The organism is Niabella pedocola (genome assembly GCF_021044425.1).
Lineage (GTDB): Bacteria > Bacteroidota > Bacteroidia > Chitinophagales > Chitinophagaceae > Niabella > Niabella pedocola.
This window is the reverse complement of record NZ_JAJNEC010000005.1, coordinates 1,371,791-1,385,339: the sequence shown is the minus strand read 5'-3', so window position 1 is coordinate 1,385,339 and position 13,549 is coordinate 1,371,791. Positions and strand designations below refer to the sequence as shown.

10 protein-coding genes are annotated in these 13,549 nt (G+C 47.9%); 9 read left to right on the top strand and 1 reads right to left on the bottom strand.

Going from position 1 to position 13,549, the window contains the following annotated elements; translation table 11 throughout:
* Positions 1–126: 126 nt before the first annotated feature.
* From LQ567_RS13365 to LQ567_RS13325, 9 genes are all read left to right on the top strand, one after another.
* Complete coding sequence (locus LQ567_RS13365; RefSeq protein WP_231005018.1) at positions 127–2,208, top strand: ComEC/Rec2 family competence protein; 2,082 nt, start codon at positions 127–129, stop codon at positions 2,206–2,208.
* 43 nt (positions 2,209–2,251) lie between these two features.
* The gene (gene purH / locus LQ567_RS13360) at positions 2,252–3,775 is read left to right on the top strand and encodes a bifunctional phosphoribosylaminoimidazolecarboxamide formyltransferase/IMP cyclohydrolase (RefSeq protein ID WP_231005017.1); all 1,524 of its coding nucleotides are present in this window, start codon (positions 2,252–2,254) and stop codon (positions 3,773–3,775) included.
* A 356-nt stretch (positions 3,776–4,131) separates the two neighbouring features.
* On the top strand, positions 4,132–5,097 hold the full coding sequence (locus LQ567_RS13355; RefSeq protein ID WP_231005016.1) for a nitrilase family protein: 966 nt from the start codon (positions 4,132–4,134) through the stop codon (positions 5,095–5,097).
* Between the two features lie 71 nt (positions 5,098–5,168).
* Complete coding sequence (locus LQ567_RS13350; protein WP_231005015.1) at positions 5,169–5,726, top strand: TetR/AcrR family transcriptional regulator; 558 nt, start codon at positions 5,169–5,171, stop codon at positions 5,724–5,726.
* Positions 5,723–6,970: a beta-ketoacyl-ACP synthase II gene (fabF, locus tag LQ567_RS13345; protein ID WP_231005014.1), complete on the top strand. Its 1,248-nt coding sequence runs from the start codon at positions 5,723–5,725 to the stop codon at positions 6,968–6,970. Before LQ567_RS13350 ends, fabF begins: the two co-directional genes overlap by 4 nt.
* A gap of 216 nt (positions 6,971–7,186) precedes the next feature.
* Positions 7,187–7,504, top strand: coding sequence for an HPF/RaiA family ribosome-associated protein (locus tag LQ567_RS13340; RefSeq protein ID WP_231005013.1), 318 nt, complete (start codon positions 7,187–7,189; stop codon positions 7,502–7,504).
* A 254-nt stretch (positions 7,505–7,758) separates the two neighbouring features.
* The gene (locus LQ567_RS13335; protein WP_231005012.1) at positions 7,759–8,733 is read left to right on the top strand and encodes a ribonucleotide-diphosphate reductase subunit beta; all 975 of its coding nucleotides are present in this window, start codon (positions 7,759–7,761) and stop codon (positions 8,731–8,733) included.
* Between the two features lie 165 nt (positions 8,734–8,898).
* A complete protein-coding gene (locus tag LQ567_RS13330; protein WP_231005011.1) occupies positions 8,899–10,545 on the top strand; it encodes a ribonucleoside-diphosphate reductase subunit alpha in 1,647 nt (548 codons plus the stop codon).
* Positions 10,546–10,646: 101 nt separating this feature from the next.
* Positions 10,647–11,354: a CPBP family intramembrane glutamic endopeptidase gene (locus tag LQ567_RS13325; RefSeq protein ID WP_231005010.1), complete on the top strand. Its 708-nt coding sequence runs from the start codon at positions 10,647–10,649 to the stop codon at positions 11,352–11,354.
* A 15-nt stretch (positions 11,355–11,369) separates the two neighbouring features.
* On the opposite strand, the gene LQ567_RS13320 is transcribed toward LQ567_RS13325, so the two are convergent.
* Positions 11,370–13,505, bottom strand: a complete 2,136-nt coding sequence (locus LQ567_RS13320) for a prolyl oligopeptidase family serine peptidase (RefSeq protein ID WP_231005009.1) — start codon at positions 13,503–13,505, stop codon at positions 11,370–11,372.
* Positions 13,506–13,549 lie beyond the last annotated feature (44 nt).

Genomic DNA, 13,549 nt, shown 5'->3' with positions numbered 1-13,549 from the left:
GGTTGGCATTGCCCTATTGCGGCCATTGGTCCGTGCTCCCCAACGGGCCTGAAACACTATTTGTGTATTTCTATAAAAAAATAATATATAATATTTTCTTAACTTCAGGGTGCTAACACAACACCTATGTCTTTTTCTGCCACCCTGTTTCTGGCCCGGGCGCCATTCATAAAGTTATTGCTTCCCTTTGCCTGCGGCATCCTGTTATATATGTATACCCCGGTACCTGTTGCGGGTTGTGTGACCGGCTTCCTGGTATCTGGTGCTGTAGTCCTGTTGTTCCGTACCGTCCGGGGATACCGGCGGCTAAAACTACAGTGGATCGAAGCGTTGCTGGTTGCCGCCATTCTTGTTTTCCTGGGCATGCTGATCGCCGCCTGCAAAGACGTGCGGGTACGCGGAGACTGGTTTCGTAACCGGCACCGGCCCGGCATGTATTTCCGGGTTACGCTTCTGGAACAACCGGTTGAAAAGAACCGTTCTTATAAAGCGGAAGCGGCCGTACGATACCTGCTCACCCGTGACAGTGCGGTAACGGCAAGCGGGCGGATCATTATTTATTTTAAAAAGGAACGGCAAGTTGGTCGGCTCGCGGCCGGAGATCAGCTGATCTTTAAAAAGGAGCCACAGGAGATAAGAAATTCGGGTAACCCGGGGTCCTTCGATTATAAACGCTATGCCTTTATGAACGGGATCACACACCAGGTATACCTTACACAAAAGGAGATGGCGGCAGCCCCTGCGGCAGAAAAGGAATCCGGTTGCTGGCTCTGGTTATACCGGTTGCGGGCTTCCATCCTGAACATTTTAAAAAAGAATATTCATGGAACGAAGGAGCAGGGGCTGGCGGAGGCCTTGCTGATCGGCTATCGCGACGACCTGGATAAGGACCTGCTGCAATCTTACAACGATACGGGTGTGGTACATGTGATTGCCGTTTCGGGCATGCACCTGGGATTGATTTACTGGCTGCTTGATCTTTTGTTAAGCCCGTTGCGGAGCAGACGGCAAACACGCTGGCTGCATCCCGTTCTTGTTTTGGGTATATTGTGGATCTTTAGTTTGCTTGCAGGAGCTGCAGCATCCGTTATACGTGCTGCCGTTATGTTTAGCTGTATGCTGCTGGGAAAACAATTCGGACATAATGCTTCCATTTATAATACACTGGCGGCTTCGGCTTTTTTACTGCTTTGTTACAATCCGTACTGGTTGTGGGATGTAGGATTTCAGCTTTCCTATGCAGCAGTACTCAGCATCGTTGTATTCTACAAACCCTTGTACAGGCTTGTAACCATTAACAATAAGCTACTGGATGCAGTATGGCAGCTTTGTACGGTAAGCATGGCTGCACAGATCCTGACCACACCGTTGAGTATTTATCATTTTCACCAGTTTCCCGTATACTTTCTGATCACCAACCTGCTGGTGGTACCGGTATCCAGCGTGGTATTGATTGGGGAGTTGATATTGGTGCTGGCAGCCCCGGTAACCCCGGTTGCCGTTTTTACCGGCCGTATACTGGATGGGATTATTTGGTGGATGAATGGGGTGGTCGAAAACCTGAGCCGTTATCCTTTTGCACTGTGGAAGGGGCTGTTGGTGAGTGTACCACAGGTACTGTTGCTTTATGTTTTTATAGTGGGCATTACGGTGGGGTATATGCAGCAACGGAAAAGCGGCTTGTGGACGGCTGCCATTGCATTATGCGCAATCATGGGAATCCGGATGGTTTCATTCCGGAACGCGCTGCAACAGGAGCAGATCATCGTTTACAGCATTCCCCGTGGAGCAGCTGTTGGGTTTATCCGGGGAAGGGATCAGGTGCTTTATGCCGATTCCCTGGCCGTAGCCGACCCGGCCGTCCGCAAAAATGTGTTGCAACCCGCAGCGGTCTGTTACCGGTTACAGCCGCCGGAAACGGTGAAGGCTATGCCCAAAAACGACCGTTTGTTGTTTGGCGGCCGGTCGGTCTTGTTTATTGGAGTGCCTTTGGATAACACGGTTTACGGAGCTGCAGACCTGGTGATCCTCACCGGGAATCCACGTTTGTATATTGCGGAGTTGCTGAATAAAGTGCAGCCCGGACAGATCGTCATCGATGGAACGGTACCAGGCTGGAAGGCCCGCTACTGGCAGCAGGATTGCGATGCGCTGGGGATTCCCTGTCATCAGGTTTTGCAGAAAGGAGCTTTTGTAATGAACCTTTGAACGCTTACCTTTGCGGCTCAATAAGCATCCCAATTCAGTTTTTATGAACAAAAAGATCCAATCTGCACTCATTTCCGTTTTTTATAAGGATGGTCTGGAACCCATCGTAAAGGAATTATCCCGCCTGGGCATTACCATCTATTCTACCGGAGGTACGCAAAAATTTGTTGAAGACCTGGGCATACAGGTGGTTCCGGTGGAGCAGTTGACCACCTATCCTTCCATTCTGGGCGGACGGGTAAAAACCCTGCATCCATCCGTATTCGGCGGTATTTTGGGCAGAAGGGACCTGGAATCGGATGTGGCGGAAATGGCGGAGTACAAGATCCCCGAGATCGACCTGGTTATTGTGGATCTGTATCCTTTTGAAGAAACCCTGGCACAAACCAGCGAAGAAAAACTGATCATTGAAAAAATTGATATCGGCGGACCATCGATGATCCGCGCAGCGGCCAAAAACTTTAAAGATGTAGTAGTGGTGGCTGCCAAAAAAGATTATGCCGGCCTGGAGGAATTGCTGAAGACGCAAAACGGTGAAACCTCTATGGAGCAACGCAAATCCTTTGCTGCGAAAGCATTTGAGATTGTGGCGCATTATGATGTAGCTATTTCCAATTATTTTACCGGGAACAACGGCGAATATTTCCTGCAGTCCGTAAATAGCCCCAAGGCGATGCGGTATGGCGAAAACCCGCACCAGTCGGGTACCTTTTATGGTAACCTGGAAGCATTGTTCAACCAGCTGAACGGTAAAGAGCTTTCTTATAATAACCTGGTGGATGTGGATGCAGCGGTACAGCTGATCCATGAATTTCCGCAGGGCGGAGATGTGGTATTTGCGATTATTAAGCATACCAACGTTTGCGGCGTGGCTGCACGGGGCACCGTAAGCGAAGCCTGGAAAGAGGCCCTTGCAGGAGATCCGGAAAGCGCTTTTGGCGGGGTATTGGTAACCAATGGTACCGTAGATGAAGCAACGGCGAATGCGATCAATGAAATCTTCTTTGAAGTACTGATTGCGCCTGCATTTGACGAAGCGGCGCTGCATATATTAAAATCTAAAAAGAACCGGATCCTGTTGCAGCTAAAGGCTGAAGGCTTAACGGTGAATGCTCAAACCAAATCCGTTCTCAATGGTGTACTCATCCAGGAGCAGGATAAAGGCAATTATACCGAATGGAAAGAGGCCGGGGGCCGCGAAACCACTGCAGCAGAAAAGGCTGACCTGGAATTTGCCAATATCATCGGCAAGCATTTAAAATCAAATGCCATTGCGCTGGTAAAGAATAAACAGCTGGTGGGTAAAGGTGCTGGTCAAACAAGCCGTATCGACGCCTTGCGTCATGCCATCGAAAAGGCGAAGCAATTTGGTTTTGATCTGAAGGGTGCGGTACTGGCCAGTGATGCCTTTTTCCCGTTCAATGATTGCATACAGATCGGTCACCAGGCAGGCATTGAGGCGTTCATTCAACCCGGCGGATCCATCCGCGATAAGGATTCCATTGAATACGCACAGCAGCATAACCTGGCGATGGTGACTACCGGCATGCGGCATTTCAAACACTAATATCCAAGAGAAAAGGTTTTAAAAACCACAAAGCCGCAAAGAAGTACAATGGAGTTATAGGAGTTTAAAGCTCTTGGTGTGTCTTGCTGCCTTGCTGCCTTGGTGGCGAAGAGAATCACAAAGGCACAAAACTGCGAAGAAGTTATAGGGTTCAAAGTACTTCGTGTGTCTTGGTGCTTTCCTGTCTTGGTGGCAAAGAGAACCACAAAGGCACGAAGCCGCAAAGAAGCACGAAGGAGTTATGGAGTTCAAACTCTTGGTGGGTCTTGGTGCCTTTCTGTTTTAGTGGCGAAAAAGCACAATGCCTGAAGTTTTAAATGCACTTATTCGTAACCTTTGCAGCAAAACAATATCTTATGGATGGACTGAAGATTGCTACAGCCCAGTTTGAGAACAGGAGTGGTGATAAAACCTATAACCTTTCGGTGATTGAATCACTTTCCCGGAAAGCTGCGGCAGCCGGAGCCCAGGTGATCGCTTTCCACGAATGTTCGGTGACCGGTTACACTTTTGCAAGACATCTTTCCCGGGAGGAACTTACCGCCATTGCCGAGCACATCCCGGATGGGGAAAGCATCCAGCGGTTGCAGCAGATTGCCACCGATAATGATATCATCATCCTGGCAGGATTGTTTGAAAAAGACGCACAGGACCGGTTGTATAAGGCTTATGTATGTGTAGATAAAAATGGGCTGGTGGCAACATACCGGAAGCTGCACCCATTCATCAACCCGCACCTGCTGCCCGGCGATGCCTATTGTGTATTTGATATCCGGGGCTGGAAATGCGGCATCCTCATCTGTTATGATAATAATATTGTGGAGAATGTACGGGCCACAAGGCTGCTGGGCGCGGAGATTATTTTTATGCCGCATGTAACCATGTGCACGCCCTCTACCCGGCCGGGTGCCGGTTTTGTGGATCCGCAGCTATGGGAGAACCGGGAAAAAGATCCTACCTCCCTGCGATTGGAGTTTGACGGCATGAAGGGGCGCGACTGGCTGATGAAATGGCTGCCCGCACGGGCCTATGATAACGGGGTGTACGTGGTTTTTTCCAACCCCGTTGGAATGGATGACGACCAGCTAAAAAATGGCTGTTCCATGATCATTGATCCTTATGGCGACGCGGTGGCCGAATGCCGGTCTTTTGAAAACAGCTTTGTAACTGCCACCCTGTATAAAGAGCACCTGCAAAAAGCCGGCGGCCATCGTTATATCAACGCAAGAAGACCAGAACTGTACAAAGACATCCTTGGAAAAGCGCATACAGCCAACCAACAGGTGGTTTGGCTGAACAACGATGAAACACGCGGCCGCTGATCGACCCGGTATCTGCCGCTAAATTAAAAAATTTGTCTACCTACTGATAGGTAGGTATCTTTGACCCTGAAATGAGTACACGGTCGGAGATCATACGCATCGGGGATGCCCTTTTAAGAGAGCGGGGATTTAATGCCTTTAGCTTTTCGGATATTTCCCGGGCGCTTCAGATCCGGAATGCATCTGTTCATTATCATTTTCCTACAAAAACAGCCCTGGGACTGGCCATTATAGCCGAATATGAAGATCGGTTTGCCCGGCTCCGGAAGGCATTGGAAGACCAGCCCGTGATGGAAAAGCTGGAAGCTTTTTTTAATGTGTATATTGCTGCCAAGGAAGAAAATAAGATCTGCCTGGTAGGTTCCCTGGCCACCGATTTTTACACGGTAGACGCGGAGATACAGGAGGCGCTTGGCAAAATCGTGCAACAGGTACTGGAATGGCTGATCTCCATACTCGAGGAGGGGAAGGCCCAGGGGCTCTTTTTTTTCGACCTGCCGGTGCGCACAAAGGCATTGATGATTACTACCAATATGATTGCGGCGTTGCAATTGACACGCATTACCGGGAAAAAGGATTTCAAAGAAATAAAACAGACATTAATAAACGAATTAATTAATAAACCATGAAACGTGTAGTTGTAACAGGACTGGGTGCATTAACACCCATTGGCAATAACGTAGAAGATTTCTGGCAGGCGCTGATCAGCGGCGTCAGCGGCGCAGCGCCCATCACGAAGTTTGATGCTTCGAAGTTCAAGACGCGGTTTGCATGCGAGCTTAAAAATTTTGATCCGCTCACTTATATTGAAAAGGCAGAAGCACGCCGTTATGACCTGTATACGCAGTATGCGTTGATCAGTGTAGCAGAAGCGGTACAAAATGCCGGTATCTCCTTTGAAGCACTGAACCGCGACCGTATCGGGGTGATCTGGGGCTCCGGTAACGGGGGGATTCAAACCTTTCAGCAGCAGGTAATGGAATTTGCACAGGGCGATGGTACGCCCCGGTTCAACCCGTTCTTTATCCCCAAAATGATCGTGGATATTGCTTCGGGCATCATTTCGATCAAATATGGGTTGCGGGGGATCAATTTTACTACCGTTTCCGCCTGTGCCACTTCCAATACGGCCATTATCGACGCTTTTAATTATATCAAATGGGGCAAGGCCGATATGATCATTACCGGTGGCTCCGAAGCGGCGATCAATGAAACCGGTGTGGGCGGGTTTAATGCGGCCAAAGCGCTTTCTACCAATAACGAGGAAGCCGCTACGGCCTCCCGACCTTTTGACGTAACAAGGGATGGGTTTGTAATGGGAGAGGGCGCCGGGGCCATCATCCTGGAAGAGTGGGAACATGCCAAACGCCGGGGTGCGCCCATTATTGCGGAGATCGTAGGTGGTGGTATGGCCGGGGATGCGTATCATCTTACCGGAACCCATCCCGAGGGCGACGGCGCCCGGCTGGGTATGCTGGCGGCGCTGGAAGATGCGGGCATTGAACCGGAAGCCATCGATTACCTGAATACACATGCTACTTCTACCCTGCAGGGCGATTTAAGCGAGCTGAAGGCGGCTGAGCGGGTATTTGGCGCCGGCACTGCGCTGAATATCAGTGCTACAAAGTCAATGACGGGGCATTTGCTGGGGGCCGCGGGTGCGGTAGAGGCTATTGCTTGTATCAAAGCGGTACAACTAAATATCGTGCCGCCGACCATCAATTCAACAGAGATTGAGCCGGCGTTTAAGGACCGGTTCAACCTGACCCTGCACCAGGCACAACAGAAAGAAGTCAATTATGCAATGAGCAATACGTTCGGATTTGGCGGACATATTGCCACGTCTGTTTTTAAGAAATACACAGAAATTTAAAAATGTGATAATTTGAAGATTTGAAAATGATAAATCGAACATCAGGCATACACAGGATCCAACATCCGATCTGGAGCTGGTTTTGTGCAGGATAATCATTACACATGCTCAAATCTTCAAATTTTCAAATCTGCCATTGATTGCTGAAGGCTGAGGGCTATATCTTCAACTTTTTGTGTCCGGAATTGTAATATTGGTAGATCAAATCATCCCGCTATGGAAATACGTTTGAATACGGATAACAATTTTACGGCCTCCGAAGCTTTTTTTGAAAAAGTAAACGCCGAGTTAACCAAAAAGCTGCATCGTTTCAGCGAATATATTACCACTGCCGAAGTTTTTTTTGGCGATGAAAACAGTGGTAAAACAGGCACCCATGATAAGCGCTGCACCATAGAAGTGCGCCCCCGCAACCTGCACCCCGAGGCCGTAACGCATTTTGCCGATACGGTAGATCATGCCTTCAACGGGGCTGTGGATAAAATAAGAAATTTGCTGGACAGTCGCATCGGGAAACTCCAAAATAAGGGGTAAAATATTTCCACAGCCTGTGTATAACAAGTTTCCCGCGTCTCAACTTTATATGATTAATTTGTAGTCGGCTTTTTGGTAAAAGGTCTTCAGATCCCGCCGTTAAAGCCTTCCCTTTTTTGTCATCATACGAAGCTTTCGGGCAGAAAGTTGCGTCTTATTCCGGTTAGGAAATAGTACTATTTCCAAAGGGGTAATCGTCGTCTCTGCTCTCAACGTTTGAAGAACCGATTTTTAAAGAACAAGAATATTTATATATGGGCTTATTTGATAAACGCGTAAACTATAAACCTTTTGAGTACCCGGAGGTTTTGAAATTTACAGAAGCAATCAACAAATCATTTTGGGTGCATTCGGAAGTGGATTTTACAGCGGATGTGCAGGATTTTCACAGTCACCTGAATATTGCACAACGGAATGCCATCAAGAACAGTTTGCTGGCGATCGCACAAATTGAGGTAGCGGTAAAATCGTTCTGGGGTAATTTATATAATCATATGCCCAAGCCCGAATTAAACGGCCTTGGCAGCACCTTTGCAGAGTGTGAGTTTCGTCACTCAGAGGCCTATTCCCGCCTGCTGGAAGTACTGGGCTATAACGACGAGTTTTCCAAACTGGTTGAGGAACCGGTGATTGCAGAACGTATTAAATATCTTTCCGAAGCATTAAAAGACGCCAAGTCTGCAGATCCTAAGGAATATACCCTTTCGCTGATCCTTTTTGCGATCCTGATAGAGAATGTATCCCTGTTCAGCCAGTTTGCGATCATTCTTTCCTTTACCCGTTTCCGCGGGCTGATGAAGAATGTAAGCAATATCATTGCCTGGACTTCCGTAGATGAGCAGATCCATGCCAATGCCGGTGTATACCTGATCAATAAGATCCGGGAGGAGTATCCTCAACTGATTGATGAGGCCATGGAATACCGCATTATGGCCCTGGTACGCGATTCCATTGAAGTAGAAGGCCGCATTATCGACTGGATCTTTTCTGAGGGGGAGATCGATACCATCAATAAAACAAACCTGCTGAACTTTATGAAGTTCCGGGTTGATGAAAGCTTTGAAAAACTGGGCTTCCCCAAGCAATTCAATGTTTCAATGGAAGAATACCGGCCGATGCAGTGGTTCGAAGAAGAAGTGTTTGCCAACAGCCTGGATGATTTCTTTGCAAAACGGCCGGTGGAGTATACCAAGCATGATAAGAGCATTACGTATAACGATCTTTTTTAGTTACACTTTCAGTTTTGTTCCCGAAAGGAAAGGCTAAAAGATGCTGTATGGCGGGAACGATGAAGGGATTGCGACGCAACCCGGATGCCATCTGCACTGCAGCTGGTATAAAAAAATGACGAACAATAGAACCTTAAACATTGAACTTTAAAATAAACTTTTTACATGGAAAGGCTTTGGTGGAAAAATGAAGAAAGCGAACAGATCCTGAACCGGGGATACCTGTTAAACGGAGAAACAGTAGAAAAAGCAATTGACCGTGTGTGTACCGCTGCAGCCCAGCGCCTGTACAAACCGGAACTGAAAGAAGCCTTTAAAGAAATGGTGGAGAACGGCTGGATGAGCTTCAGTTCTCCTATATGGGCCAATATGGGTACCGAAAGGGGATTACCCATTTCCTGTTTTAATGTGCATATGCCGGATAATATTGAAGGCATTACCCATAAACTGGGAGAAGTGATCATGCAAACCAAGATCGGAGGTGGTACCTCTGCGTATTTTGGTTCGCTGCGCGGACGGGGCAGTGCGGTTACCGATAACGGGAAGAGTAGTGGCGCGGTAAGTTTTATGCGGTTGTTTGATACGGCGATGGATACCATTTCACAGGGTGGTGTACGCCGTGGCGCATTTGCCGCCTACCTCGATATTGACCATCCGGATATCGGAGAATTTTTAAACATTAAAGATATCGGGCATCCCATCCAGAACCTGTTTAACGCGGTGTGCGTACCGGATTACTGGATGCAGGAAATGATTGACGGGGATATTGCAAAAAGAGAGATATGGGCGCGCGTGCTGGAAAGCCGCCAGCAGAAAGGACTGCCGTATATTTTTTATACGGATAATGTGAACAAGAACAAACCCCAGGTATATAAAGATCTGAACCTGACGGTGAACGGAAGTAATCTTTGTTCGGAAATCATGTTGCCCTCCACAGAAGACGAATCCTTCATTTGCTGTTTATCTTCACTGAACCTGGAGCTGTATGATGAATGGAAAGATACCGATGCCATCAAGCTGGCCGTATTCTTCCTGGATGCGGTATTGCAGGAGTTTATTGCAAAAACAGAAGGCAACCATTACCTGGCCAATGCCAACCGGTTTGCAAAAAGACACCGCGCACTGGGCCTGGGGGTATTGGGATGGCACTCTTACCTACAGCGCAATATGATTGCATTTGAAAGTATGAAGGCCAAGCAGCTGACGCATTCTATTTTCTCCGAATTGCAGGAAAAAACAGAAAAGGCCACTATGGAGCTGGCGCGCATTTATGGGGAACCGGATCTGCTGAAAGGATATGGCCGCCGCAATACCACCGTGATGGCCATTGCACCCACCACTTCTTCTTCCGCCATCCTGGGGCAATCTTCACCGGGCATTGAACCTTTTGTAAGCAATTATTACAAAGCCGGTTTATCAAAAGGAAACTTTATCCGCAAGAATAAATACCTGAAGGCCCTGCTGGAGGAAAAAGGCCTGGATACGGAGGATGTATGGCGCAGCATCATGCTGAACCATGGCAGCGTACAGCATGTGGACGGATTGACCGAACATGAAAAAGATGTATTTAAAACCTTCCGCGAGATCAGCCAGCTGGAGATCATTCAACAGGCATCAATCCGCCAGAAATTTGTGGACCAGGGACAGAGCCTGAATCTGAATATTCCTCCGGGCCTGCCTGTAAAGGAAGTAAACAAATTGCTGATCGAGGCCTGGAAGCTGGGTGTAAAAACCCTGTATTACCAGCGTAGCCAGAGTGTTTCCAAGGAGCTGGTGAACACGCTTACCGTATGCAGCAGCTGCGAATCATAAACGGGTTCATTCGGGGCATATAAATTATTCAAAAGATCAGGATCGTTCCTGATCTTTTTTTATGGGCCTGATCAAAATCTGTACACCGCAATAAAAACGATATGCTTGGAATTATTGTAGAACTGCTTCTGTCCTGGATATTGCTTTGGCTGCTTCAAAAGCAGTCATTAACCGTATTGGGCATTTTTCCCACAAGGCGGCGGATACGGGCGCTGATTTTGGGATTTATATTTGCGGGCATGATCAATGCGGTGTATCATATTGGCACCGCCTGGGCAGTACGGGATCCCTGGCAGTGGAGTGCCGAATTTACCGTTCGGCATTTCTTCAGCGGCTTTTGGTGGGTATTGAAATCGGTCTTGTTCGAAGAGCTCCTGTTCAGAGGAGCCTTGCTGTACCTGCTGATAAAATATATAGGAGCACATAAGGCCTGCTGGATGGCTGCCATTGCGTTTGGTATCTATCACTGGTTTTCGTACGGGGCGTTTGGCAATCCTGCCCAGATGGCAATCGTTTTCCTGATTACCGGCCTCGCGGGACTTATGTATGCCTATGCTTTTTCCAGAACGGGTTCATTATACCTGCCGGTCGCACTGCACCTGGGTTGGAACCTGGTAAATATTGTGGTGTTCTCGAACGGACCATTAGGCCGGCAATGGTGGTACCGGAACGGGGATCTGAAGCCGGAGGGGCTGCCGTCGCTTTTTCTCTTTCTTTTCCAGGTATTGGCATTGCCATTGCTGGTGCTGGGCTACCTGCGTGTTTTTAAAAAGCGCAGGCCGTCTGCGGTTGAACGCGATCTTCTTTGAGCATGAAATGGCCGGTTACCGGTATCCGCAATGCCAGAGGATGAAGGCATATTCTTTCGCCCTTTGTGCAAATTGTTCTTCTATGGTGCTGCCTCCAAAATGCCCGGCCTTATAATCTACGAACAGGAGCACCGGATTGGCTGAAGCTCCTTCGGCCTGCATTTTTGCGGCGAACTTGGCCGGAATATAACTTTCTACCCGAGGGTCGTTAAAACCGGTAGTGATCAATTGCGCGGGGTAGGCGATACCTTTTTTAATGTGCTGATAAGCGTCCATCTCCAGCAGGGCTTTGAACTCTGTTTCGTCTTTTACGGTTCCAAACTCGGGAATATTGGCGGGACCGTTGGGAGAGCGTTCCATGCGCAATGCATTTAAACAGCCTACTTTGGGTATGGCCACTTTGTATAGATCCGGGCGTTCGGTAATGGCCCTTCCAATGAGAATGCCACCAGCGCTGGCACCGGAAATGGCTAGCTTTTGCGAAGTGGTGTAACCGTTACGGATCAGGTATTCTGCACAAGCATTAAAATCTTTCCAGGTATTGGGTTTTGTTGCTTTTTTGCCTGCCAGATACCATTCCTGTCCCTTTTCTCCGCCGCCGCGTACATGCGCAATTGCCATAACTACACCCCGGTTAAGCAATGGCAAAAATGAGGATGAAAAGTAAGGCTCTTCAGAGATGCCATAAGCACCGTAGCCTTCCATAAAGGCGATATTGCTGCCATCCTTTTTGAACGTTGTTTTGTCGTATACAATGCTAAGCGGTACAAGTGTACCATCATGCGACGGCACTTCTATTTCTTCGTACTGCAGACGGTTCTGACCCGGATAAGAAATTTTCATGGTAAAAAAGCTGTTGGAAAATACTTTTGTGTCCGGGTTATATTTATAAAAATTTAAAGGAATATTCCATCCCAGGTTTGTTAATATTAATTCATTGGTATGCGTTCCCTGGGGTTTGGCAATGATGTTTCCCATTAGGGGCGTGTTTAATGCTGTGGTTTTACCGGTTGAAAAATGATAGGCATAAGGCTTTTTTATTAACTCATTTTTGCTTTTATTTATGATAAGGTAATCCCGGGATTGTGCAACATCGGAAAGCTTCCAGTCTGCATCACCCGAAGCTATTTCAATGGCATTTGTCAAATCGGGCTTCTTCAATGAAGTTTTTATAAGGCGAAACATCGGATTGCCCTTGGAGGTCAGCAGATAAATGTCGGATCCTTTTACAAAAATATTCCACACTTCGTCCTCTTTTGTACATAGCGGCGTCCAGGAAATATGCGCATCGTTTAATGCTGCAACCGGTGCCACATATAGCTCTTTATAATTTTCTACCGTAAATTTTCCAAGGATCATGTATGGCGAATTTTTAAAAATGTATATGCCTGGAAACTGGGCGGGAAGTATCTGGAGTTCCGGATATTTTTCGGCGCTGGCGATGACCCGGTCTTTGGAAGAATCGGTTCCCAACGCATGCAGCATACAGGGGGCATTCAGCCACACTTCCGGGTCGTGTGTATCATAGCTTTTGGCCTTTCCATACATTACCAAGTGGTTACTGCCCTCAACAAAGCTGCCGCTGCTATGAGCGATCCGGTCTGGCAGCATTTTCCCTGAAACGACATCCAGCACCCGTATATCGCCCAGTTCGGAGCCGGCTTCACTAAGGTTAAGCAGCACCCGGCTGCCACCGTCATTGATGCTGACATCATAGTTCATCGTCTTACCGGTAATATATTGCTGCGGATCAAACAGCAGTATTTCCTTTCCATGTTCACCCTGCCGGTAATAAAGTTTGTATACGGGTTCTCCCGGCAGCCGCTTGTTATAAAAGTATCTTCCGCCCGCTAGACCCAGGGGGTAATATTTGGCAGTAACGATTTTATCGAGTGCCTTCAGTTCCGCTGTAATGGCATCCTGGCCGGGTATCTGGGCCAGTTGTGTATTGGTGTATGCCGATTGTGCGCGGAACCAGTCGACTACTTCGTTGCTTTTAACGTCTTCCAGCCAGCGATACGGATCTTTAACAACAACATCGAAATATATATCGCTGCTGTCTACGGTTCTTGTTGCCGGATAATTGTATTGGGCTTTGACGGGGGTGCATAAAGCGCCGCTGATAAGCAGGGTAGTGATGATGCGGTACATGGCTCGTTGTTTTAGTGATTCCCCTCCGGAAAATACCGGTGGGA